19 protein-coding genes and 1 tRNA gene are annotated in these 26020 nt (G+C 29.9%); 12 read left to right on the top strand and 8 right to left on the bottom strand.

What is annotated here, in order from left to right:
- Nucleotides 1-2469, bottom strand: a 2469-nt coding sequence (locus tag I1A51_RS06840; RefSeq protein ID WP_231373977.1) for a choice-of-anchor L domain-containing protein, incomplete at its 3' end; no start/stop codon positions are given.
- 110 nt (nt 2470-2579) lie between these two features.
- On the opposite strand from I1A51_RS06840, the gene I1A51_RS06835 reads away from it, so the two are divergent.
- The 4 genes from I1A51_RS06835 (at nt 2580) to I1A51_RS06820 (ending at nt 6195) form a co-directional block, all read left to right on the top strand.
- A complete protein-coding gene (locus tag I1A51_RS06835; protein ID WP_196892367.1) occupies nt 2580-3473 on the top strand; it encodes a NifU family protein in 894 nt (297 codons plus the stop codon).
- 45 nt (nt 3474-3518) lie between these two features.
- Nucleotides 3519-4247: a bifunctional demethylmenaquinone methyltransferase/2-methoxy-6-polyprenyl-1,4-benzoquinol methylase UbiE gene (ubiE, locus tag I1A51_RS06830; protein WP_196892365.1), complete on the top strand. Its 729-nt coding sequence runs from the start codon at nt 3519-3521 to the stop codon at nt 4245-4247.
- Nucleotides 4248-4250: 3 nt separating this feature from the next.
- A complete protein-coding gene (porT, locus tag I1A51_RS06825) occupies nt 4251-4946 on the top strand; it encodes a type IX secretion/gliding motility protein PorT/SprT (RefSeq protein WP_196892364.1) in 696 nt (231 codons plus the stop codon).
- A 139-nt stretch (nt 4947-5085) separates the two neighbouring features.
- A complete protein-coding gene (locus tag I1A51_RS06820) occupies nt 5086-6195 on the top strand; it encodes a DEAD/DEAH box helicase (protein ID WP_196892362.1) in 1110 nt (369 codons plus the stop codon).
- 37 nt (nt 6196-6232) lie between these two features.
- Here the strand turns inward: I1A51_RS06820 and I1A51_RS06815 are convergent, their stop codons facing one another.
- On the bottom strand, nt 6233-6814 hold the full coding sequence (locus tag I1A51_RS06815) for a PhnA domain-containing protein (protein WP_196892360.1): 582 nt from the start codon (nt 6812-6814) through the stop codon (nt 6233-6235).
- A 257-nt stretch (nt 6815-7071) separates the two neighbouring features.
- On the opposite strand from I1A51_RS06815, the gene I1A51_RS06810 reads away from it, so the two are divergent.
- On the top strand, nt 7072-12435 hold the full coding sequence (locus tag I1A51_RS06810; RefSeq protein WP_196892358.1) for a thrombospondin type 3 repeat-containing protein: 5364 nt from the start codon (nt 7072-7074) through the stop codon (nt 12433-12435).
- Nucleotides 12436-12495: 60 nt separating this feature from the next.
- Here the strand turns inward: I1A51_RS06810 and I1A51_RS06805 are convergent, their stop codons facing one another.
- Nucleotides 12496-13224 carry a TrmH family RNA methyltransferase gene (locus I1A51_RS06805; protein WP_196892356.1) on the bottom strand — a complete coding sequence of 243 codons (729 nt, stop codon included), beginning with the start codon at nt 13222-13224 and terminating at the stop codon, nt 12496-12498.
- A 43-nt stretch (nt 13225-13267) separates the two neighbouring features.
- Between I1A51_RS06805 and tamL the strand changes: the two genes are divergently transcribed.
- Nucleotides 13268-15784, top strand: a complete 2517-nt coding sequence (gene tamL / locus I1A51_RS06800) for a translocation and assembly module lipoprotein TamL (RefSeq protein WP_196892354.1) — start codon at nt 13268-13270, stop codon at nt 15782-15784.
- Here tamL and I1A51_RS06795 read toward each other — a convergent pair.
- The gene (locus I1A51_RS06795) at nt 15749-16222 is read right to left on the bottom strand and encodes a GTP-binding protein (protein ID WP_196892352.1); all 474 of its coding nucleotides are present in this window, start codon (nt 16220-16222) and stop codon (nt 15749-15751) included. The two genes, tamL and I1A51_RS06795, sit on opposite strands and share 36 nt — an antisense overlap.
- A 187-nt stretch (nt 16223-16409) precedes the next feature.
- Between I1A51_RS06795 and I1A51_RS06790 the strand changes: the two genes are divergently transcribed.
- Complete coding sequence (locus tag I1A51_RS06790) at nt 16410-17219, top strand: M90 family metallopeptidase (protein ID WP_196892350.1); 810 nt, start codon at nt 16410-16412, stop codon at nt 17217-17219.
- A gap of 98 nt (nt 17220-17317) precedes the next feature.
- Here the strand turns inward: I1A51_RS06790 and alaS are convergent, their stop codons facing one another.
- The gene (gene alaS, locus I1A51_RS06785) at nt 17318-19933 is read right to left on the bottom strand and encodes an alanine--tRNA ligase (RefSeq protein ID WP_196892348.1); all 2616 of its coding nucleotides are present in this window, start codon (nt 19931-19933) and stop codon (nt 17318-17320) included.
- Nucleotides 19934-20076: 143 nt separating this feature from the next.
- Here alaS and I1A51_RS06780 point away from each other — a divergent pair, with 143 nt between their 5' ends.
- The 5 genes from I1A51_RS06780 to I1A51_RS06760 all read left to right on the top strand — a co-directional run bounded on the left by I1A51_RS06780 (nt 20077) and on the right by I1A51_RS06760 (nt 23253).
- The gene (locus tag I1A51_RS06780) at nt 20077-21045 is read left to right on the top strand and encodes a M23 family metallopeptidase (RefSeq protein ID WP_196892346.1); all 969 of its coding nucleotides are present in this window, start codon (nt 20077-20079) and stop codon (nt 21043-21045) included.
- Between the two features lie 12 nt (nt 21046-21057).
- Nucleotides 21058-21387 carry a MerR family transcriptional regulator gene (locus I1A51_RS06775; protein WP_196892344.1) on the top strand — a complete coding sequence of 110 codons (330 nt, stop codon included), beginning with the start codon at nt 21058-21060 and terminating at the stop codon, nt 21385-21387.
- A gap of 17 nt (nt 21388-21404) precedes the next feature.
- Nucleotides 21405-22103: a Bax inhibitor-1/YccA family protein gene (locus I1A51_RS06770; protein ID WP_196892343.1), complete on the top strand. Its 699-nt coding sequence runs from the start codon at nt 21405-21407 to the stop codon at nt 22101-22103.
- Nucleotides 22104-22178: 75 nt separating this feature from the next.
- Entirely contained in the window at nt 22179-23123 is a 945-nt protein-coding gene (locus I1A51_RS06765) for a GSCFA domain-containing protein (RefSeq protein ID WP_196892341.1), read from the top strand.
- A 56-nt stretch (nt 23124-23179) separates the two neighbouring features.
- Nucleotides 23180-23253 (top strand) — tRNA-Asp (locus I1A51_RS06760).
- A gap of 68 nt (nt 23254-23321) precedes the next feature.
- Here I1A51_RS06760 and I1A51_RS06755 read toward each other — a convergent pair.
- From I1A51_RS06755 to I1A51_RS06745, 3 genes are all read right to left on the bottom strand, one after another.
- Entirely contained in the window at nt 23322-23747 is a 426-nt protein-coding gene (locus I1A51_RS06755) for a CBS domain-containing protein (RefSeq protein ID WP_196892339.1), read from the bottom strand.
- 142 nt (nt 23748-23889) lie between these two features.
- On the bottom strand, nt 23890-24567 hold the full coding sequence (locus I1A51_RS06750) for a zinc-dependent peptidase (protein ID WP_196892338.1): 678 nt from the start codon (nt 24565-24567) through the stop codon (nt 23890-23892).
- Nucleotides 24568-24739: 172 nt separating this feature from the next.
- Nucleotides 24740-25969, bottom strand: coding sequence for a Pycsar system effector family protein (locus I1A51_RS06745; protein ID WP_196892336.1), 1230 nt, complete (start codon nt 25967-25969; stop codon nt 24740-24742).
- Nucleotides 25970-26020: the final 51 nt, after the last annotated feature.

Here is a 26020-nt window from a genome sequence, read left to right as displayed (position 1 = left end):
AGTTGGAAGATCTGCTCCTGGAGCGAAATCCAATACTTCATAATAAGAAATTGCTGTATCTGACAATCCATTTAAAATCTCTGCATTTATTGTTGTTAAATCAAAAGAACGAATTCCATCTGGCGTTGCATCATCACACTCTTCGATTGTATAACTTGCATCCACAACTGGTTGTTCTCCGATTTCTAAATTGAAACTTCCTGAATTCACACAAGAAGTTGTAATATCTTCTAATTGGTAATAAACAGCTGAATTTCCTGCAACATATGCATTTAATGTTGTAATCTCAGTTGTTAAAGCTGCATCTGTATAATAAGTAACATTATAAGCTCCGGCTCCGTTTAAGGTAGCTGTATTTGGTGTTAAATCCCAAGTGATTAATCCATCATTATCTAAATCACAATCATTAAGTGTAAACGTTGGAGTAAGTACTGGAAGTGGATTTAATTCTAACTCAAAAGTAATAGAATCCTCACATGAAGTTGTATCATTTACAACTGTAGCTGTGATTACTTCTGCGTCTGCTCCTGTATAAGCTGTTGGAGTTGTGATTTCTGCTCCTGATGCATCATAATATGTAATTGTTACTCCAGTGTCTGTTGTGATTAATCCATCTTGGACTGTTAGGTCGAAGGTTAAATTATCTGCACATTGAACAATATTTGGTGGTGTTGTTAATGTAGGTAAAGGATTTACAATTAATTCAAAAGAATTTTCAACCTCACAAACAGTTCCTGAAGGAGCACTTCCTCCAGCAGTTGTTATTTTTACATATATAGTTTGATTAAATGCAGTTGTATTTAAATATGTAGTAGGATTAGTTATTTCTGTAGTATAAGTTGCATCTTCGTAATATTTGATATCAAAAAATGCAGGATTTAAACCTCCTAAAATATCTGCTGTAGTAGTAGTTAAATCAAATTCTTCAATTCCAGCTAAATTAGTAGGTGTGATTGGTTGATCACAAACTTCTAAAGCGGTAACTGGATTTACACCTGGCATTTCAATAAATGCTAAGTTAAAAGTTACAGTTTCATAACACTCTGTTAAGTTTCCTTCTAAATTATTTTTGATTTGTGCCCAAATTTGGAATGGACTTTCAGCAGGTGTAATTGTTTTAGTAGTAATTGCAGCTCCTAAATCATTTACATCATCTTCATTTTCATAAAAATAAACAGTAAATTTATTAGGATTATTTATACCTAAGATTTCTGCTTCTTTTGTTGTTAAGTCAAATGTTCCAGAACCAGTTCCATCATCACAAATTACCATGTCATCAATAGGACCTGGAGCAACAGGAGGTTCAACAAATTCAACATCAGTTTCAGCTTCTTTTTGACAAAATTCAGAACCAAATGTAGCTATAATTTTATATTTACCTGGCTCAAAAACTTCGAAAGTAGACTGATTTGCACCTTCAATTGGCTCCCAAAAATCAATTTCAGGAACATAAAGATACCATTGATAGTTTGCACCTTCAGAGCTATCTCCTCCTAATACATAACTTCCTCCATAACAAACAACATTATCATTTGAAGAAATGAAAGGTTCTGTAATTTCTGGATTAGGAATTTTAAAACTTCCTGCTTCTAAGAAAACCGCAGAATCAAAAGCACTATCACTATCATCAGAAATAGCTAATTTAATCCTATAAGTTTCTCCGATAATTAATCCAGACATTATTGCAGTTAAAGGAACAGTAGCACCTTCATGGTTAATTGCATCTAAATCTCCAGCAAAATAAGTAGAGTTATTATCAGCACCAAAACCTGTATTTCCTGGAGCACAAGTTAAGTTGTGAACTGTAGTAACACTTACAGGTACTGGCGCATCTGTTTCAGGAACAGTTGCAATATTTTTTCCACCTAAATCAATAGAAATATCAGGAGTACTTGCTTTTGAATCATGGTTATAAGTATTAATCTCTGGAATACCAGGACCACTTAAAATAAATGCAAAGGCATCATCATATCCAGTACAAGGATAGTTTCCTCCATGCTCATCAGAAGCAAATAAGTATCTAAAACTCATTTCCTCTACAGTCGCAACGAAATCAAATTCTAAAGAAGTTACATTACTAATACTTGTACTATTTACAAGTGCTTCTAAATCAGAATCCCCAGCATTCCAACCAACACCTGTTTCTGATAAAGTTCCAGGAATAACAGTGTTACCTACATCGTAGGCATTTCCTGAAGTAAGAACAATTCCTTCATCAAAAGGAAAATCTACTCCTGGAGGTCTTCTAAAGTATCCGTAACTTTTACCATCATAGTCTGCTGACGAATATTGTGGGTTTTCTACTGAACCTACCCACGTAGTTTCAATACACTCAGAATCAACAAATTTTTGTTGAATAAGCTTTTTTAAAGGTAAGAGATGAAAATTTCCTGGCGAGTTTGGGTGATTCACTTCCAACATATTAGGATCCTGTGAATAAATTTGACCAAAACCTAGCAGAAAAATCATACATACTAGTATTTTTTTAATCATTTTGTAAAAATTTAATAGATGTTATAAAGACAAATATATTAAACTGAACAATTAGTTTTTAATATATTTGCAAAAAATTTTTTATTATGGCTAATTTTATTTTTTCAGTAGAGAAAACTAATAATGAATCTATTGTGAAATTTGTTACGAATCAAGTACTAACAAATGGAAGCTTTGAGTATGGAAATATTGAAGAAGCTCAAGAATCTCCTTTATCACAACAACTATTTCATTTACCGTTTATTAAGAAAGTTTATATAACGGCTAATTTTATTGCTATTGAAAAATACAATATCGTTGAATGGAGTGAAATAGAAAATGGAATTAAAGAGAAGTTAGAGAGCTTTTTAAATGAAGGTGGAAAATTATTAAATGATACAGCAAAGAAAACAGCTATTGCTGTGGAAGTTTATGCTGAAATCACGCCGAATCCAGCTGTAATGAAGTTTGTTTCGAACAAATTATTAGTTACAAAAGATCAAGAATATAAGAATATAGAAGAAGCTAAAAATTCACCTTTAGCACAAGATTTATTTAAATTTCCTTTTGTAAAAGAAGTTTTTATTTCTGAAAATTATATTTCCATTTCAAAATATGATATTATAGAGTGGAATGATATCACAATGGAATTACGTTCATTTATTAGAAAATATATTTTAGATGAAAAACCAGTTGTTTTAGTTTCAGAAGAAAAAGTAGAAACAACGGAAGAAACAGTTGTAGAAGAAGTAAATTTAGATGAAACTTCTCAGAAGATTGTAGCAATTCTTGATGAATATGTAAAACCAGCTGTAGCTTCAGATGGAGGAAATATATTATTTAAAGAATATAATAAAGACACTAAAGTTGTAAGTGTAATTTTACAAGGAGCTTGTAGCGGATGTCCATCTTCTACAATCACTTTAAAAAATGGTATCGAAACCATGTTAAAAGAAATGTTACCAAATCAAATTTCAGAAGTGGTGGCAATAAATCAATAATATTGTAAAGTTTTATGCTTTACCAAATAAAAAAGTAATACTTTCATGTCTGAAAAAGTAAAACCATATAAAGATTCCGAATTAGGAAAAAAAGAGCAAGTTGCTCAAATGTTTGACAATATCTCAGGTAAATATGATTTTTTAAATCACTTTTTATCGATGGGAATTGATATTAGATGGCGTAAAAAAGTTCTAAAAATAGTAGCATCTAAAAAACCAAAGACAATTTTAGATATTGCTACAGGAACAGGAGATGTTGCAATTCTTTTATCACAAGCAAAACCAGAAAAGATTGTTGGATTAGATTTATCTGCTGGAATGCTTGAAGTAGGAAAGAAGAAAATTAAAGAAAGAAATTTAGATTCATTAATTGAAATGATTCAAGGAGATTCAGAGAATTTACCATTTGAAGATAATTCATTTGATGTGATTACAGTTTCTTTTGGAGTTAGAAATTTTGAAAACCTTAATAAAGGAATAAAAGAAATTTACAGAGTGTTAAAACCTGGAGGAACATTTATTGTTTTAGAATTTTCACAACCGACAAAATTCCCAATGAAACAATTATATGGTTTTTACTCAAAGAGAATATTACCAATTTTTGGACGAATGATTTCGAAGGATAATTCTGCGTATACCTATTTACCAGAATCTGTAGCTGCTTTTCCATTTGGTAATGCTTTCAACAATATTTTAGAAAAAAATGGGTTTATAAATGCAGAAGATAAACCTGTAACTTTTGGAATAGCATCCATTTATACAGCTACAAAATAAATTATGAAGAAATTAAAAAATATTTGTTTATGTATTTCCCTCTTACTTTGTGCGAATGCTTTTGCGCAAAGAGAAGTAGTAGAATATAAAACTCGTTTTTTTAAACGTAAATTCCATTTTGGATATTATTTAGGTTTAAATCAAAAGAGTTTTAAAATAAATTACCAAAAACCTAATGCTTTTGTAAAGGTTGATGGAAAAGTTGGTTTCAATGTAGGAATTATCGGAGGAATGAGAATTAATGACCATTTCAGTATTCGTTTGGAGCCAGGACTTTCTAGTAACACAAAAACATTAACGTTTACGCATATTGAGGGAAGTGAAAGAGATAGAGTGAGACAAGTTGGAGGAACATATCTTCATGTGCCATTATTAATTAAATATAATGCACTTCGACTTGGAAATATGCGTCCTTATTTAATAGGAGGAGTTTCAATTGACCACAATTTTTCAAGTAATCAAGATAATCCAGAAGATAACTCTGCTGGAGAATTTAGAATGAAGAAAAATAATTTTATGTATGAATTTGGTGTTGGAGTTGATCTTTACATGCCATATTTTATTTTTTCACCTTCTATTAGAGGAGTATTTGCAATTAATAATGAGTTAGTTCGAGATCAAGATCCAAATAGTCCTTGGACAGGTCCAATAGATTATTTCGGAACTAGAGGAATCTTTATAAACTTTGCATTTCACTAAGAAAAGAAATACAATTAAAATATTTAAAAGACTTTCTATTTTTATGGAAAGTCTTTTTTTATGAAAAAGAACTTGTTAAACTTAGAGTTCTATTTCATACTATTGAGTAAATTTGCACCGAATTTAATACAAGAATGTTTTGGAAAACTTCAAACAATTAGGAATATCAAAAGATTTAATCAAAGGATTAAATGAATTAAACATAAAAAAACCTACTGAGGTTCAAAATCAAGTAATCCCATTATTGTTAAATCAAGATACGGATATTGTAGTTCAAGCTCCAACAGGAACTGGGAAAACTGCTGCATATGGATTGCCAATTTTAGAAAGAATTAATCCTAAAATTAAAACGCCTCAAGCTTTAATTCTTTGTCCAACGAGAGAATTAGGACAGCAAATCGCAAAACAACTTTTTAAGTTTACAAAATATACAGATAAGGTTTTTACAGAATCTGTTTATGGTGGAGAAAAAATTGATAAACAAATTAATTCTTTAAAGAGACCAACACATATTTTAGTTGCAACACCAGGAAGATTAATTGATTTAGTACAAAGAAAAGCAGTTAGTTTGGAAAGTGTACAAACAATTGTATTAGATGAAGCGGATGAAATGCTGAGCATGGGATTCCGAAAAGAATTAGACAAGATTTTAAAATTCTTATCAAATGTTCAGAATAAATGGTTGTTCTCAGCAACAATTCCAATGGGAATTCAAGAAATTGTAAAAGATCATATTAGTAGAACAGCAGAGAAAATATATTTAAGTAAAAAGAATATTGTAAATAAAAATATTAAACATCAATATATTGTTTCTTCGCCTGAAACGAAAAAGACAGATTTGATGCAAATTTTAAAAGCAATTGGAAAAGAACAAGGGATTATTTTCTGTAAAACGAAAAATGCAACTAAGGAATTAACAGAATTTTTAATTTCTCAAAAAATTTCTGCAAACGGAATTCATGGTGATTTGCTTCAAAAAGAAAGAGATAAAGTGATGCGTTCTTTTAAAAATAAAGGAACACAACTTTTAATCGCAACGGATATTGCTGCAAGAGGAATTGATGTTTCGAATTTAGATTTTGTACTTCATTATGAATTGCCAGATAAAGATGAGTATTATACGCATCGAAGTGGAAGAACAGCAAGAGCAGGAAGACAAGGAGTTTCTTTAGCGATTGTTTCGACTTCTGAAATCAAGCAATTAAGAAACTTTGAAAAAAGACTTCACATTATATTTGAACAATTATAAAAGAAAAGGTTATCAATTTTGATAACCTTTTTTATTTCTATTTTGTCTTTTTAACATATTTTGTAAGAACTACGATATGTTGACCGTTAACTTTTCCTTCAATTTGTTCTGCATTATCATGTACTAAAGAAATATTTCGCATAAAATCTCCACGTTTTGCTGTGAAATTAGCTCCTTTTACATTTAAATCTTTGATTAAAACAACCGAATCACCAGCTTGTAAAATTCCACCATTGCTGTCTACATGGATAATTTTTTCACTATCATCAACATCTTCACCTGTTGCTTTTGCCCATTCTAAAGTTTCTTCTTCTAAATAAAGCATATCTAACAAATCTTGTGGCCATCCTTCTTTTTTTAATCGATGTAGCATTCGCCAAGCAATTACTTGAACTGCTGGAGTTTCACTCCACATACTATCATTTAAACAACGCCAATGATTTGCTTCCATTTTTTCAGGACTTTCTATTTGTTCTACGCAATTTTTACAAGCGTAAATAGAATCTTTCATGCTTTCTTTTGAAGCTGGAGCAACTGTATAAACCGTTAATCCTTCTTCAGAACCACATAATTCACAAGTAGAATTGCTTCGACTTTGTAATTGTTTTTCAATACTCATTCTTATATTATTTTTTATGAAATGAGAAATTCAATTTAAGTAAATAAAATCTTGAATTTCTGTTTACAAAGGTAGATATATTTAGAAGTAAATAACTTACAAATCGTTTAAAAAAATCACTAAATAGTTGATGTTTATATTAATAGAATAATAATATTACCAAAAATAAAAGTTAAAAAATGCAATAATTTTGTTAAAATAGTATTAATTTGATTGAAATAAAATTCATTATTTAGTTTTATCAAAATCCATTCATTATGAAGAAAAACTACACATTATTAATTTTATTTTGTTTCAGTTTTTTCACTCTTTTTTCTCAAAACTCGAGATTATGGACAGAAAATACTAATTTTAATAACAAAAAAGAATTAATTACGAATGATATACCTACATACTCAAAGGTATATTCATTAAAAACAAGTACGCTTTTTAGCAAGCTTGAAAACGCTCCCGAAAGAAGTTTTATTTCTTCAAAAACTTCTAATGTTATTATTGAATTTCCGAATATTGATGGCTCTCTAACACCTTATCGCATTGAAGAAGCATCTGTAATGTCAGATGAACTTCAAAGTAAATATCCTGAAATCCGTTCTTATATTGGGTATTCTCTTCGAAATAATTCAGAAGTGATACGTTTTAGTTTATCACCTCAAAAAGGGTTGAGTCTAACTGTATTTTCTACAAAAGGTAAATCTAGATTTATCGAATGTATAGATACAGAAAATGAAATTTATGCTGTTTATGAAAGAAATGGAACTGCAACAATTCAAAATAAATTGACTTGTTTAACAGATGATTTTTCCAATGTTGCAGCAAAAGTTCAAAATAATTCTAATTTTTTTAATAAAGCCGATGATAAGACTTTAAGAACATTCCGCTTAGCGATGTCTGTTACTGGAGAATATACAAATTATCATGGTGGAACAAAAGCTTCAGCACTTGCAGCAATCAATGAAACAATGACCAGAGTAAACGGAATCTATGAAAGAGATTTCGCAATAAATATGGTTTTAATTGATAATACAGATGATGTAATTTTTACAAATGCATCAACAGATCCATATGCTTCAAATGATAATAATTATAATTCAGACTTACAGAGTACATTAACGAGTTATATAGGAGAAGCAAATTATGATATAGGTCACTTGATGTCTGCAATTGGAAATAATGGAAATGCAGGTTGTATCGGATGTGTTTGTGTGGATAATCAAAAAGGAAGTGGTTTTACTACAAGTACAGTTCCTGAAGGAGATAATTTTGATGTAGATTTCGTAGCGCACGAAATGGGACATCAATTTGGAGCAAATCATACACATACGCATGGTTGGAATGAAAATACTGGTGCACAATCAGAACCAGGAAGTGGATCTACAATTATGGGATATGCTGGAATTACAGGGTCAACGGATGTACAACCACATAGTGATGATTATTTCCATCATTTCAACGTAACACAGGTTACAAATTATGTGAAAAGTACTTCTTGCCAAACAGAAACACCAATTTCAAATAATCCACCATCAGCTGATGCAGGATTTGATTATACAATTCCAAAATCAACTGCATATATTTTATCTGGTGAAGGAACAGATTCAGATGCTTCAGATGTTTTAACGTATTGTTGGGAACAAAATGATGTTGCGCCTGCAAGTTATTTTGGATCTTTCCCATCTGCAACAGGTACTTCTGGACCGACATATAGATCTCTTTCTCCAACAGAAGATAATAGAAGATTTTTACCAAAAAGGGAGACTGTTTTCTCAAATAGTTTAAGTACACAATGGGAAGTTACTCCTTCAGTTGGAAGAACTTTAAATTTTGCTTTAACAGTAAGAGATAATGCTTCTGGTGCAGGTCAAAATGATATAGATTATATGAAAGTAACTGTGGACGGAAATTCAGGTCCTTTTAAAGTTACTTCTCAAAATTCTAGTGAAAACTGGAATGGAGGTTCGCAACAAACAATTACTTGGGATGTTGCAGGAACAAACTCAGGTAGTGTTAATGAATCTAATGTAAACATTTTATTCACAACAGATAATGGTATAACAACAGAAGAATTAGCTTTAAATGTTCCAAATGATGGAGAGCATACAATTACAGCTCCGAATGTTGGAACCTCAAATGGTAGAATTATCGTAGAAGCATCTAATAATATTTTTTACGCTGTAAATACACAACCAATTACGATTTTATTTGTAGATAATTTCCAAATGAATTTCGATTCAATGGAAACTAATGTTTGTGCATCAGATGGTTCAACTACAATTAATTTTACATATAATACTTTTGGTTCTTTTACAGAAACGACATTTTTTTCTGTGACAGGTTTACCAAGTGGAATAACAGCAAGTTTTTCTCCAAGTACAGCTTCAGCAGATAATACAAATGTTCAGCTAACATTAACTGGACTTTCGTCTTCAAATGCTGGAGAATATGATATAGAAATTATTGGAGATTCACCAAGTGTAACAAAAACATATGATTATTCTTTAAATATTTTATTAGACCAAATTTCAGGAAATGTAAATTTAACTACGCCAGCAAATAATGCTTCTGGAGTGGAATTAAATAGTACATTTTCTTGGCAAGCTTTAGCAAATGCTACAAACTATTTAGTAGAAGTTGCATCTGATGCCAGCTTTAATAATATTGTATTTTCAGGCTCAACTTCTGAAACAAGTATTGAAGTTTCTGGAATGAGTACTTCTTCAACATATTATTGGAGAGTAAAACCAAGCAGTCCTTGTGCTGATGGAAATTATTCAAATGCAAATATGTTTGAAACTACAAATAATTTCTGTGAAAACTTTGGTTCTTCTGATGTTCCATTAACAATTAGTTCTACAGTTTCTGAGACAGTTATTTCTACTTTAACTGTTGATGAAAATATGACAATTACAGATGTTAATGTAAATATCAATATTACACATACTTATGTAGAAGATTTAGATATCAAATTAATTGCTCCTGATGGAACAGAAATTATCTTAACTGAAGATAATGGTGGAAGTGGAGATAATTATTCAAATACAGTTTTTGATGATGATGCTACAACACCAATTACAGCTGGAACAGCTCCGTTTACAGGAACATATAGTCCACAAGGTTCTTTAGCAACTTTTAATGGGTTAAATGCAAATGGAGAATGGAAATTATCTGTTTTTGATGATTTTGGTTCTGAAGATGGAGGTGAAATTGTTTCTTGGTCATTAGATATTTGTGGAAATCCAATTGGAGATTCAAACAATGATGCTGATAATGATGGAATTGTAGATTCAGAAGATAATTGTGTTGACATTCCAAATACAGATCAAGCAGATAATGATAATGATGGAATGGGAGATGTTTGTGATGATGATGATGATAATGATGGAATCAATGATAATAATGATCCTTGTCCTTTTGTTTATAACTTAGATCAAAATGGAACGACTGTTACATTAACTTCACCTGCAAATAACTCTTCAACAGGAATTGCAACAATTAATTTCTCTTGGGAAGCAGTTGAACATGCAGATAACTATGTGATTGAAATAGCTACAGATAGTGGATTCACATCAATAGTACAAACTTCAACTACTGCACAAACTTCTTTTGTAAGCAATAGTTTATCTGCTGGTAATACATATTATTGGAGAGTAAAAGCAACAAATTCTTGTTCTGAAAGTAATTATTCTTCAACATTTAATGTTTCAATTTCGGAAACTGGTTGTAATGACTATGATTCTACAGATGTTCCTGTTTTTATTAGTGCAAATGCAAGTGCAGCGGAAACATTAACTTCAACAATAACAATTTCTGATGATATAACAATTTCAGATGTAAATATTACTGTTAATATTGACCATACTTATGTTTGGGACTTAAAATTAACTCTAATTTCTCCTGATGGAACTGAAGTAATTTTAACAGAAGCAAATGGAAGTTCAGGTGATAATTATACAGATACACTTTTCGATGATGATGCTGGTATCGCAATCGCAGATGGAACTGCTCCATTCCCAGGATCTTATATTCCACAACAAGCTTTAAGTGCATTTAATAACTCAAGCTCTGTGGGACAATGGACTTTAGAAATTTATGATAGTTTCCCAAGTGCTGATGGAGGTCAATTAAATTCTTGGACATTAAATATTTGTGGTGAAGATAATTCAAACACAATTAATGACATGGATGGTGATGGAATCGCAGATGAAAATGATAACTGTGTTGATGTTGCAAATGCTGATCAAGCAGATAACGATGGAGATGGAATTGGAGATGTTTGTGATGATGATGATGATAATGATGGAATTGCTGATATAGATGATAACTGTCAATATGAAGCAAACGAAGACCAAGCAGATAATGATAATGATGGAATAGGAGATGTTTGCGATGACGATGATGATAACGATGGAATAGCAGATGTTGAAGATAATTGTCAATATGAAGCAAACGAAGATCAAGCAGATAATGATAATGATGGAATGGGAGATGTTTGTGATGACGATGATGATAATGATGGAATAGCAGATGTTGAAGATAATTGTCAATATGAAGCAAATGAAGATCAGGCAGATAATGATGGTGATGGAATTGGTGATGTTTGTGATGATGATGATGATAATGATGGAATCTTGGATGAAGACGATAACTGTCAAGATACAGCAAATGAAGATCAAGCGGACAGTGATAATGATGGAATAGGAGATGTTTGTGATGATGATAACGATAATGATGGAATCGTTGATTCAGAAGATAACTGTGTTGATGTTCCTAATCCAAATCAGGCAGATAACGATGGAGATGGAATAGGAGATGTTTGTGACGATGACGATGACAATGATGGAATTTTAGATGAAGAAGATAATTGTCAATATACAGCAAACGAAGATCAAGCAGATAACGATGAAGATGGAATGGGAGATGTTTGTGACGATGACGATGATAACGATGGAATTGCAGATGTTGAAGATAATTGTCAATATGAAGCAAATGAAGACCAGGCAGATAATGATAATGATGGAATGGGAGATGTTTGTGATGACGACGATGATAACGATGGAATCTTAGATGAAGAAGATAATTGTCAATATCAAGCAAATGAAGATCAAGCAGATAATGATGAAGATGGAATGGGAGATGTTTGTGATGACGACGATGATAACGACGGAATCTTAGATGAAGAAGATAATTGTCAATATACAGCAAATGAAGATCAAGCAGATAATGATGAAGATGGAATGGGAGATGTTTGTGATGATGACGATGATAACGACGGAATCTTAGACGAAGAAGATAATTGTCAATATACAGCAAATGAAGATCAAGCAGATGAAGATGGAGATGGAGTTGGAAATGCTTGTGATGAGGATTATGGTCTTTCTGTAGAAGAAGATGCAATCACTAAATTTGAAGTATATCCGAATCCAGCACAGAATTTTGTAATTGTAAAAGTAACTCAAAAAGCAGAGTTGAAAGTTTACAATGCAATTGGAATGCTAGTTCACAAACAAATTGTAAATGTTACTGGTGAAAATATGATTGATACAAGATTATTGGAAGCAGGAGTTTATTCTTTCGAAGTGAAATCTTCAAACAAACAAATGATCAAAAAGGTGGTAATCAAATAATATTCTTATTTTTAATTTTAAATGAGACTGTCTCTTTTATTAGAGTTCAGTCTCATTTTTTTATATACTATTTCTTCTAAATTCGTTTAATAAAATTCCAGTTGCAGTTGCAACATTTAAACTTTCTGTTACTTGTGTTTTTCCAAATCTTGGAATTGAGATTGTACGCGTAACTTTTTCTTCAATTTTTTTGCTTAATCCATTTGCTTCATTCCCCATTACAAGAAGTGCATTTTTAGGAATTTCAGTTTTATAAACAATTTCTCCATCCATATCCGCTCCGAAAATCTCATATGGATAAGATTCTAGATAATTTTCTAAATCTGTATAAATAATTTCAACTCTTGAAAGAGAACCCATTGTAGATTGCACAACTTTTGCATTAAAACAATCAACTGTGTCTTTTGAACAAATTAATTGTTCTACACCAAACCAATCACATAAACGAATAATAGTTCCTAAATTTCCAGGATCATTAATTGTATCAAGAGCCACAATTAAACCTTCATGTTTTAATTCTTTATTTTCAGGAATTTTAAATAAAGCTAAAACTTTATTAGGCGATTTTAATCCACTAATTTTCTTTAATTCTTGCTCTGAAATTTCTTGAACAGGAATGTTTAATTTTATGTTAAAATCTTCCGTAGCATATAATTCATGAAGTTCCAGATTTGAATCTAAAAGTTCATTTACTACCTTTATACCCTCAGCAATAAACAATCCGTGCTTTATTCTGAATTTTTTGTTATGTAAACTATTGATAAATTTTATTTGATTCTTAGATAACATTTAGAAATGTGTTATTTTTGAGACAAATTTAAATCCTTATTTATTGAAAAACAACATTATAATATTAATCGTAATTTTAGCAAGCTTTTTTTCTTTTACAGCTTGCAATTCAGTAAAATATGTTCCGAAAGGAGAGCATTTATTAGTGAAAAATAAATTATACATCGATGGTAAAAATAAGGGATTTAAAGAAGCACACGATTATATAATCCAAAGACCAAATCAATCTGTATTGTTAGTGAAGTTTCCATTATACTTTTATAACTTAGGAAATAAAGGCTATGATACAACTTTTGTAAACTGGTTAGATAGACATCCGAAAACTTTAAGGTTTTTAGACAAAGCTTTTTCTCGAAAGCAAGTTGTGTCTATGAATAATACTTACAAAGGAATTAATAAATGGTTTTTAGAAAAAGGAGAAGCTCCAGTAATTTTAGATTCAGAGAAAACAACTGCTACAGCAAAAAATTTAAAATCTTTTTTTATAAATGAAGGATATTATAATGTGAAAATTGATTATAAAGAAATTCTTTTGCCAAATAAAAAAGCTGAGGTTGAATATTATATTGAGAAAAATACACCTTTTATTATTGATTCCATTACAAGGAAAATTTCTTCTCATGAATTGGATTCTATTTATAATATAAGTGAAGAAAAACCAAGAATTAAGTCAGGAGATTTATTAAAATTAAGTCATTTTGAAGCAGAAAGAGATAGAATAACGAAATTATTTAGAAATAAAGGAGTGTATCATTTTGATGCAAATTCCATTCGTTTTAGTGTAGATACTTTACAAAAAGAATATCATGCGAATATTCAATTACAGATTGCAGATCGTTTTATTCATGAAGGAGATTCTATCTTTTTTGAACCATATATCACACAAAAAGTTTCTAAAGTTAAAGTTTATACGGATTATTATTTTAATGAAAGAGGAAAACCATATTTAGATACTTTAGTTCATAATGGAATTAAATATATAAGTCACGAAAAATCAAAATACAATCCGAAATTACTTTCGAATGCAATTTTTATTCAACCTGATTCTTTATATCGTGACATAGATAGAGAAAATACAAGAACTCAGTTGCGAAGTTTACAAAACTTTAAATTGATTGATATTCGTTATCGAGAATTGGAAGATAAAACCTTAGAAGCATCTATTTTTTTGACACCTTATGAGAAATTTCGTTTGGCTTTAAATACAGAATTGACACATTCAAATATTCGTCCATTTGGAGTTTCTGGTGGAGTTTCTATTTTAAATCGAAATATTTTTAAAGGTGCAGAAATTATAAAAACTTCCATTCAAGGTTCTTTCTTAAATTCTCAAGATGCCACTGATGTAAGCACATTTTTCAATGCATGGGAAGTTGGAGGAGATATTTCTTTAAAAATTCCACGTTTTTTACTTCCTTTCAAAACAGAAAAATGGGTAAGTAAAGATATGTCACCAAAAACTCAATTTTTATTAGCAACGAATTTTCAGAAAAATATAGGATTAGATAAACAAAATTTTACTGGATCAATCACTTATTCTTGGACACCAACAAGTAAGACAAAACATTCAATTGAATTATTCAATTTACAATATATTCGTAATTTAAATGTTAGTTCTTATTTTAATATTTATCGAACAGATTACAATACTTTAGTAGGGATTTCAGATACAGATATTCCAGCTCCAGAAAGCACAAAAGATCCAAATGGAAATATAATTCCTCTTGCTTATATCGATTATGTTTTAGATCCAAATAATAATTTTTCAACACAATTTCCAGAAGATTATACAAGTGTTGAAAATATTAAAAGAAGATATGATATTATTACAGAAGATTATTTAATTCCTGCTTTTGTTTATAATTTTAATTATAATAATAGTAAAGGAATTAAGGATAATAATTTTTCTTCATTAAGAATTCGAGCAGCAACAGCTGGAAATTTATCTTCTCTTTTGGTTAAGAAAAAAGCAGGAGAAGAAACAAAAGAATTACTAGGAATTCCAATTGCGCAATATTCGAAAATTGATTTTGAATATAGAAAATTCTGGGGATTTGGACCAAAGCAAACTTTAGCATATAGATTCTTTACAGGAGTTGCAATTCCTTACGGAAATTCAAAAGGAATTCCATTTAATAAAGCTTATTATATTGGAGGGCCAAACGATTTGAGAGCGTGGAGAGTTTATAGTTTAGGTCCAGGTTCTACCAAAAATGGTTTGGAATATAATGTAGGGAATTTTAAAATCTTATCTAGTTTAGAATATAGGTTTAATGTGATTGGAAGTTTTAATGGAGCTTTCTTTATCGACGCAGGAAATATCTGGGATATTACAAACAATTCATTCACTCCAGATGACGAAAAATTCACAGGATTTGAATCTTTACAAGATATCGCAATTGGTTCAGGTTTTGGACTTCGATATGATGTAAATTTCTTAGTGATTCGTGTGGATTTCGGATTTAAAACTTACGAACCTTATTTAGAACATAATCGCTGGTTTACGAATTATAACTTCAAAAAATCAGTTGTTAACATTGGAATTAACTATCCTTTCTGATGTTGTTTCTGTTCCATGATAAACTGATTCGTCAATGTTCATTCCTTTGATGAAAAATTGATAAAGTTCAATCATTTGTGGTCTACCAGTTTTTTTTCCGAGTTGTCCTAAAACATAAAGAATACACCATAAAATTGGCAATCCAATCATAAAAGATAAAGAAAGTGTGTAATCTTTGTTTAAACTCCATTCGGTATAAAAAATGACAAAAAATACAGTGAAAGCAAATGCAACTGCAAAGTGAATAAACATAAACATAGTCCAAACATGAGGTTTTGGTCCAAATAATCCTTTGACAAGACTTGCTTTTTCTTCACCATCCAAGATTTCAAAATGTAGTTGTGGAGACCAAAAATGATTTTCATCCAAAGGAATATCGACCACAATATGATGATCAACAATTTTAATTGGATACATGCATTCTGGATCTTTTTTCAATTTTTTAAAGTTTTCAATAAGTACTTCTTTGTCTTTATTTATTTCAAAACGGAATCTGGGTCTTAAATAAATATCGCTTCCCTCTTTATTCATTAGTTAATTAAATAGTATGTTTTTGGTTAGTTTAAGTTTTAAATTACTATTTTTTCTACTATTATTACAAATAAAAAATTAAAAAATTATTGAAATGATTGTATTTATATTTATTCTATGTTTGATTTTATTCGTTTTCTATAGATACAAAAAGAAGAAAAAGTTAAGAGAAAGGGAAGAACTTCCAATGCCTGATAATTGGAAAGAATTACTTGAAAAACACGTACGTTATTATCAAAAGCTTTCTCCAAATCTGAAAGTAGATTTTCAGAAAAGAGTTATGTATTTTCTTGCTCATGTAAAAGTAATTGGTGTAAAAACAGAAATTGATGATTTAGATAAAATTCTTGTAGCAGCTGGTGCAATTATTCCCATTTTTGCTTTTCCAAAATGGCAATATACTTATTTGGAAGAAGTACTTATTTATCCAAAAACTTTTAATAAAGAACAACAATTTACAGATAAAAATAGTAAAGAATTTATCTCAGGAATGGTTGGGAATGGACATTTAAATAGTGTGATGATTTTGTCAAAACCTGCGTTACACCATGGATTTGATATCTCAAATGATAAACAAAATGTAGCAATACATGAGTTTTTACATTTATTAGATAAAGAAGATTATGATGTAAATGGTGTTCCAGAAATTTTGATTAAACATAAATACAGCGCTTTATGGATGGAATATATTCGAAAAAATATCAAATTAATTCATGAAAATAAATCGGATATTAGGTCTTATGGCGGAACAAATCCAGCTGAATTTTTTGCTGTAATTGGAGAATACTTTTTTGAACAACCAGAGAAATTAAAAAGAGAACATCCTAAACTATATGCTTTATTAAAAGATATGTTTCAACAAGTTCCTTTGAAAGAAAACCCTCGAAATCTTACAAAAAAATAACAAAAAAAGAGGTTATATCGAAAATATAACCTCTTCTAAATATTTTAATTTGCTAAACGTTTACAATAGTATTTTTTATAAACTTAGTAAAGCAAAAATTAGTTTAAATATTCTTTTACATCAACTAATGCTTGTGGAATTCCAGCTGGATTTTTACCTCCAGCAGTTGCGAAGAATTTTTGACCTCCTCCGCCACCTTGGATTAATTTTCCAAGCTCACGCACGATTTTTCCTGCATCTAATTCTTTTTCTTCCACTAAATTTTTAGCGATAGAACAAGTTAATGTTACTTTCCCACCATTTTCAGCAGCAGCAAAGAAGAATAAATTTTCAATTTCACCATTTAAAGCAAAAGCCAAATCTTTAATTCCTCCAGCATCTAAATCTAACTTTTTAGCGATGAAATTAACTCCATTAATGTTTTCAACTTCATTTTTTAAATTAGATTTTAAATTCAATGCTTTTTCTTTAAGAAGTTGTTCGATTTGCTTTTTTAAATTCGTGTTTTCTTCTTGTAAAGTATTGATTGTTTTTACTGGGTCTTTTGGATTTTTAAGCGATTTCTTAATTTTTCCATAAACCACATCTTGTTCTGCAAAATAATCTTGTGCAGCATCTTTAGTAATTGCTTCAATTCTACGAATTCCAGCTGCTACAGCTCCTTCTGAAGTAATTTTAAAATGCCAAATTGCAGCAGTACTTTGCACATGTGTTCCACCACATAATTCCATACTTTCCCCAAAACGAATTGCACGAACATTTGCTCCATATTTTTCACCAAATAAAGCTACAGCTCCTTCATCAATTGCTTTTTGGAAAGGAATACTTCTTTGTTCTTCTAAAGGTAAATTTTCACGAATTCTTGCATTTACAAAGTTTTCAACTTCTTTGATTTCATCTTCCGTCATTTTTGAGAAATGCGAAAAATCAAAACGTAAATATCTAGATGAAACTAAAGAACCTTTTTGTTCTACATGAGTTCCTAAAACAGTACGTAAAGCTTGATGAAGTAAATGTGTTGCTGTGTGATTACAAGCTGCTCTATGGCGTTGTTTTGTATCTACAACAACATGGAATCTTTGTGTTGGATCTGAAGGAATGTTTTTTGTATAATGAACAATTAAATTGTTTTCCTTCTTTGTGTTTTCAACATAAATCACATTTCCATTTGAAACTTCAATATATCCTTTATCTCCAACTTGACCTCCACCTTCTGGATAGAAAGGTGTCATATTGAAAACGATTTGATACATTTCACCATCTTTTTTAGAAACAACTTTTCTATAACGAGTGATTTTTACATCTGCTTCTAATAAATCGTATCCGATAAATTCTTCCGCTTGATCTTCTAAAAGAACAACCCAATCATCTGTTGCAACAGCAGAAGCAGCTCTAGATCTATTCTTTTGTTTCTCCATCTCTTCTTTAAATTTATCCTCGTCTAAATCTAATCCTTTCTCTCTTAAAATTAAAGAAGTTAAATCAATTGGGAAGCCATAAGTATCATAAAGTTCAAAAGCTTTTTGTCCATCTACGATATTTCCTTTTGTTTCCTCAATAATTCTATCTAATAAAACCAAACCTTGACCTAATGTACGTAAGAAAGATTGCTCTTCTTCCTTAATTACATTAATCGCTAAGTTTTTATTTGCTTTTAATTCTGGGAAAGCATCTCCCATTTGTTTACTTAAAGTTTCAACTAATTTATAGATAAACGGTTCTTTTTGGTTTAAGAATGTAAATCCATAACGAATAGCTCTTCTTAAAATACGACGAATTACGTAACCAGCTCCATTGTTTGAAGGTAATTGTCCATCAACAATTGCAAAAGAAACTGCACGAACGTGATCTGCAATTACACGAATTGCAACATCTACTTTTTCGTCGTTATTTTCATATTTTGAATGAGTGATTGTTTCAATTTCGCGAATTAATGGTGTAAATACATCTGTGTCATAATTCGATTGAACACCTTGAAGTACCATACAAAGACGCTCAAATCCCATTCCTGTATCCACATGTTTAGCAGGAAGATTTTCTAAAGAACCATCTGCTTTTCTATTGAATTGCATGAATACTAAATTCCAAATTTCAACAACTTGTGGATGATCTGCATTTACTAAATCTTTTCCAGGAACTTTTCTCTTTTCTTCCTCCGAACGAATATCCACATGAATTTCAGAACAAGGTCCACAAGGTCCTTGATCACCCATTTCCCAGAAATTGTCTTTTTTATTTCCTAAAATAATTCTGTCTTCAGGAACAATAGCTTTCCATAAATCAAATGCTTCTTGATCTAAGCCTAATCCATCATCTTCGCTTCCTTCAAATACAGAAACATATAAACTGTTTTTATCAATTTTATATACTTCTGTCAAAAGTTCCCATGCCCAGGCAATTGCTTCTTTCTTAAAGTAATCTCCGAAACTCCAATTTCCAAGCATTTCAAACATTGTGTGATGGTAAGTATCCATACCAACTTCTTCTAAGTCGTTATGTTTACCTGAAACGCGCAAACATTTTTGAGTATCAGAAATACGAACAGATTCTGGTTTTCCATGACCTAGGAAAAACTCTTTGAACTGGTTCATTCCGGCGTTTGTGAACATTAAAGTTGGATCATCTTTAATTACTATTGGCGCTGAAGGAACTAGCTTGTGCTTTTTTGACTCAAAATAGTCTAAAAATTGCTGTCTAATTTTCTGTGATTTCATAAAATGTTAATTATATATTTATGTTTACGCAAGCTAAGATTTAAGCATTTGTAAAACATTTTGTAAATTTGCTTTTTAATGAGGGTGCAATTTACAGAAAATTGGCACCTATTTTGATGCAAAAATAATATATTTTTCATATTATGACGAAAGTAAAGTATTACTACGATCCAGAAACATTATCTTATAAAAAAATAAAAGTAAAACCTAAAGAAAAAATTACAAAAGCTGTATCTTTAGTTATAGCTGGAAGTTTATTAATGGTTTGGGGATATTTCTTTATTACACCTTTTGTTCGTTCTCCTAAAGAGAAACACTTAAAAAGAGAGATTGAATATTTAAAGCTTAATGAAGAATTACATGCAAAAAGAATTGCAGAAATGCAGACTTTATTAGATGAATTAGCAGAAAGAGATAACAATATTTATCGACAATATTTAGAGGCGAATCCAATTCCTACAGAACAAAGAAAAGCAGGATTTGGAGGAGTTAATCGTTATAAAAAGCTAGAAAATTATTCTTCTTCTGATAAAGTAATTCATATTACACAAGATTTAGACAATTTGGCAAATCAGATTTATGTGCAATCAAAGTCTTTAGATGAAATTGTCAAATTGGCAGAGGATAAAGAAAATATGTTGGCATCAATTCCTGCTATTCAGCCAATTAAAAATAATGATTTAAAAAGAATGGCTTCAGGATTTGGAATGCGTATGCATCCAATTTTGAAATATAGAAAGAAGCATAACGGAATGGACTTTACTGCAAATAAAGGAACACCAATTTATGCAACTGGAAATGGAACTGTTGTGAAAGCACAAAGAAGTGCAACTTTTGGATATCATGTAATCATAGATCATGGATATGGATTTAAAACAATCTATGCGCATATGAGTAAAATGAATACGAAAAAAGGAAAGAAAATTCTTAGAGGAGATGTAATTGGTTTTGTTGGAAATACAGGACGTTCTGCTGCACCTCATTTACATTATGAAGTACATAAGAATGGAAAACCTGTAAATCCAGTTTACTATTATTATGCAGATTTAACTCCAGAAGAATTTGAGAAGATGTTAAAAGCATCTCACGAAGAAGGACAATCTTTAGACTAAAACTATATTTTTATGAATGTCAATTTACCAGAAAAGCGATATTATAGAATTGGAGAAGTAGCACAAGCTTTTAATGTTAATGCGTCTTTGATACGTTTTTGGGAAAAAGAATTTGACGTCATAAAACCAAAAAAAAATAGTAAAGGAAATAGACTTTTTACTCAAAATGATATCAAGAATTTTCAATTGATTTTTCATTTGGTAAAAGAAAAAGGTTTTACTTTAGATGGAGCAAAAAAAAGATTAAAAGCAACTCCAGATAAAACGAAGAAAAACTTTGAAATTATTTCTAGATTAGAAGCTGTAAAAGCAGAACTAATTAAAATTAGAGAACAACTATAAAAAGGAAAATTGAGAAAATGATAAATTCACATTTAACACATGAAGAAGCACAAGCTATTCAAGCAAATTTCATAACAAAAGTTTATGGATGGATGACTTTAGCTTTAGTTATAACAGGTTTAACTGCTGTTTGGGCAGCTGGAAATGAAACAATCTCTACCTTGATTACATCAAATAGATTGGTTTTATTTGGTTTAATTGGAGTACAATTACTTTTAGTATTTGGAATTGCTGGAGCAATCAATAGAATATCTGCACAAGTGGCAACTCTACTGTTTTTAGTTTATTCTGTAATTACAGGAGTTGTACTTTCTTTCATATTTTATGCATATACGAATGCTTCCATTGCTTCCACATTTTTTATTACAGCAGGAACATTCGGAGCAATGAGTGCTTATGGATATTATACGAAAAAAGATTTAACTTCTTGGGGTAGATTATTAATGATGGCATTAATAGGATTGATTATCGCGTCAATTGTAAATATTTTCTTCTTCAGTTCTACATTATACTGGATTACATCTTTCGCTGGGGTAATTATCTTTGTTGGATTAACAGCTTATGATACCCAAAAAATCAAGCAAATGGGATTACAAATTGCGCAAGGAGATACAGAAATGGAGCAGAAAGGTGCAATTATGGGTGCACTTTCATTATACTTAGACTTTATTAACTTATTTATCTATTTATTAAGATTTTTAGGAGATAGAAAATAAGATTAAAACATATATTTTGAAAAACACTCTTTAATTTTAAAGGGTGTTTTTTATTTTAAAACAAAAACTTTGAAGATGAATTTTAGAACAGAAATAAAAATTTTAGAAGCTGAGAATAAAATCAATTACAATTCTTCTATTGTAACTTTTGGTTCTTGTTTTGTAGAAAATATAGGGGAGAAGTTGAATTATTTTAAATTCCTAATTCTTAAAAATCCTTTTGGAATTTTATTTCATCCTGTTGCAATTGAAAATGCTGTTCGAGATATTGTAGAAGAACGAAAATATATAAATTCCGATTTTGTTTTTCAAAATGAAAGATGGCATAGTTTTAAACACCATTCTGTTTTTTCTAATGCCTCTCTTTCAGATTTAATTAAAAATACTTCTGAAATTAATTTTAAAACAAAAGAAAAATTAAAAAATGCTTCACATGTTTTTATCACTTTAGGAACTGCTTGGGTTTATAGATATTTAAAAACAGAAAAACTGGTTTCAAATTGTCATAAAATTCCACAAAAAGAGTTTCAGAAAGAATTATTAAGTGTAAAAGAAATTCAGAGTAGTTTAAATAAAATTATTTTTAGACTAAAAAATGAAAACCCGAAAGTTTCTATCATTTTTACTGTAAGTCCAGTTCGACATATAAAAAATGGTATTGTAGAAAATATGAGGAGTAAAGCAAATCTTTTAAGTGCTATTCATACGATAATTGATCGAAATGAAAACTGTTTTTATTTTCCTTCTTTTGAAATAATGATGGACGATTTAAGAGATTATCGTTTTTATAAAGATGATTTTTTACACCCAAATGACTTAGCAATCGAATATATTTGGGATAAATTTCAAAAAACTTGGATTGATTCTGAAGAATTTTCAACAATGAAAGAAATTGATTCCATTCAAAAAGGAATACAACATAAGCCTTTTAATCCTGAATCTGAGCAACATAAAAAGTTTTTACAAAAACTTAATATTAAAAAAGAAAATTTATTCAAAAAAAAGGGTATAAAATTTTAGAAAAAGACTTGTGAAAATAAAAAAAGCTTGTATATTTGCATCGCAATCAAGCAAACGGTCTGGTAGTTCAGCTGGTTAGAATACATGCCTGTCACGCATGGGGTCGCGGGTTCGAGTCCCGTCCAGACCGCAAAAAGCTTCTCAAATTTGAGAAGCTTTTTTTATTTTGAGGAATCAGAAAAAATTGGTTGGTTGATATTAGTATTGTTCTAATAAGTATCTTAATAAATCAGTTGTTGTTACAATCCCTGCGATTTTATTTCCATTCATTACAGGCAAGGCGTGAAATTCGTTCTCTGATAAGATTTCAGCTACTTCTTTAATAGTTGTATTCACATCAACTTTTACTAAATTTTTCACCATTACTTGTTCTACTGTTAACATGTTGTACACTGCTGTATCAACTGCAGCTTCCCCATTCTCTTCGTTGTATGCATCCACAAAACTAATTCTCATTAGATCTGTTAAACTTAAAATCCCAATTAAATTATCGCCAGAAACAACAGGAATATGACGAATGCTATTTTCTTTAAACAGTCTTTCAGCATCCACTAAAGTGTTAGACAAATTTATAGTGATTAAGTCAGTAGACATGATTTTACTTACTGCTTCTCTTTTCTTCATTGGTTTAGTTTTTAAAGTTAATTAATTCTCTTTTCTTTATCTATATTGTAAATTTCCTGATAACTAAACCGAAAAACTGTGATAATTATCAATAATTATTAATTATCTTCTTAGTAATTTTATTAGGTTGACTTGCCGAAATTTAATCCTTAAAAACAACTCTTGTATCCAAATTAAACATATCTCTTAAATAATTATAAATCTTAGGATGCTTTCTATAAAATTCATGAGGTGTTTCAAAAAAATGCTCTACCAAAACAGAAAGAAATTCATATTGGTTTTCAAAAGCATAATCTCGAAAATATTTGGAAGCAATAATTTTTTTCTGCTCTTTTTTATCTGTTAAGAATTCTAATAACTCATTGTATTTTGAAATAAATCTTCTAGAAGTATAATTACGATATTTTAAAAAGCTAAAATGTAATCCATGTGTTAATTCATGAATTCCGAGATTCAAATTGTCTGTAGCATCTTCAAATCCTTCTAAAAAATGTTTCCAAGAGAATACAATCACCTTATACTTCGGATTTGCTTCTCCTTTGTGTTCTTCTTTTGAAAGCTGTGAATAAAAAATATCTGGATAAATTAAAATGTAGTCAAAACTTAAATATAAATAACGATCTAAACCAAAAGAAAGCATGATTGCTGTTGCAGCAATTAAAAGTTCCATTTCTCTTGTAACTTTTAAGTTTTTTCCAATAAACTGATGGTTTTTGATAAACACTAAAACACGATGCTCAAATAAACATTTTTGAAAAGGTGTAAGTGCTCTATAGAATTCGTTTTTAGCTGCAATAATTTCCTTCTCACTCTTTTTCATTCTCTTTGGGAAAAGAACTAAACGAAAAAGATTTTTTCGTGGTACTAACTTTAAATTAGTAGTTTCTTTCATCGATTCACTTTTCTATAAAAATAACAAAATTCGACCATGAAAAAAAATGAGCTTTTCAAAGTCGAATTTTGAATTTATAAAAATAAGATATTTTTAAATCTTAGAAATTTGTCATCATTGGTTTGTCTATTGTATAAAATGCAATAATAAATGTTATCACAGAAACAATAATTCCAATCATAAAGATTGTATAAGTTGTTCTTAATAATCGATATTTTTTATCTAAAACTTTCCCTAAGAAATATAAGTCTTTTGTCAATGCTCCATACAAATATTCCTTATCATTCATGATAGAATTAATTCCCCATTCAAAATCACTCAAAGGCATTTTATGGAAATTTCCAAAGAATAAAATATTCACTTTTTTCTTTTTAATATCGTCTTTATTAAAAGTGCCAGAAGTGATTTTTGGTTTTGTAGATAAAATGGCAAAAATCATTGTTAACAAACTTGAACAAAGAAAAATTAAAGTTGGAGCAATTAAATAAGCATTAGAATGTTTGTCTAATTTCGGAGCCAATTGAGAAAGCATTAAGGAAAGAATAATTGCATTTACAGAAAGTAAAATATTTGCTTTTGTATCAGCGATATCACTTAATTTAATATGATTTCGAAGTTGCACACGAAACATTGTTTCAATACCTCTTTCTGGTCTGCTTTCTTTTGCTTCTTTTTTCTTTTCAGCGGCTTTTTTGGCTTTTTTCTTCTCAGAAGCTTCTGTACTTTTTACTTCAGCTTTTTTAAGCTTTTCTTTAACTTTTAAAAGATTTTCCGCTTTTTTTCCATTCAACTTTTTAAAAGCATAATCTGTGAAAAAACGATGTTCTTTCATAAAGTTAATCGTATTTTCATACCAACTTGCATCTGTAAATTCAGAAACACCTAAAATTTCCCATTCAGCTCTTAATAAATCACCTTTTTCAAAACAATCATCACAACCAAAATGAAATAAATCTGCATCACAAATAATTTGTTCCATTAAATTTTTTGGAGATTGTGGGATTTTTGTTGCTTCAATACAGTTTAAAACTTGTTGAATCTTGGTTTCAGGAAATTTCTTTTTTTCTAAGAATTCTTTAGCGATTTTCTTACTTTCATCTTCATGATTTTTATAAGAATTGATATGTCCTATATCATGAAACCAAGCAGCAATAATTACTGTTTCCAAATCCTCATCTGATAATTTTTCCGCTACACCAATTTCTGTTGCAGCTTTTACAACATCTAAAGTATGATTGTAATTATGGTAAACAAACTCAGAAGATAACTTGGTTTTAAATTCTTGAAAAATGAATTTCTTGATATCTTTTAATAATTTATTTTCAGCCATCAGCTTCTCTTTTAATCCAAGGTTAAATATATTAAATTTATTGTACTTTTA

The sequence above is a fragment of the Aureivirga marina genome, from assembly GCF_015767265.1.
Classification (GTDB): domain Bacteria; phylum Bacteroidota; class Bacteroidia; order Flavobacteriales; family Flavobacteriaceae; genus Aureivirga; species Aureivirga marina.
Note: the sequence above shows the minus strand (reverse complement) of the source record. Positions and strands in the feature narration are given on the sequence as shown.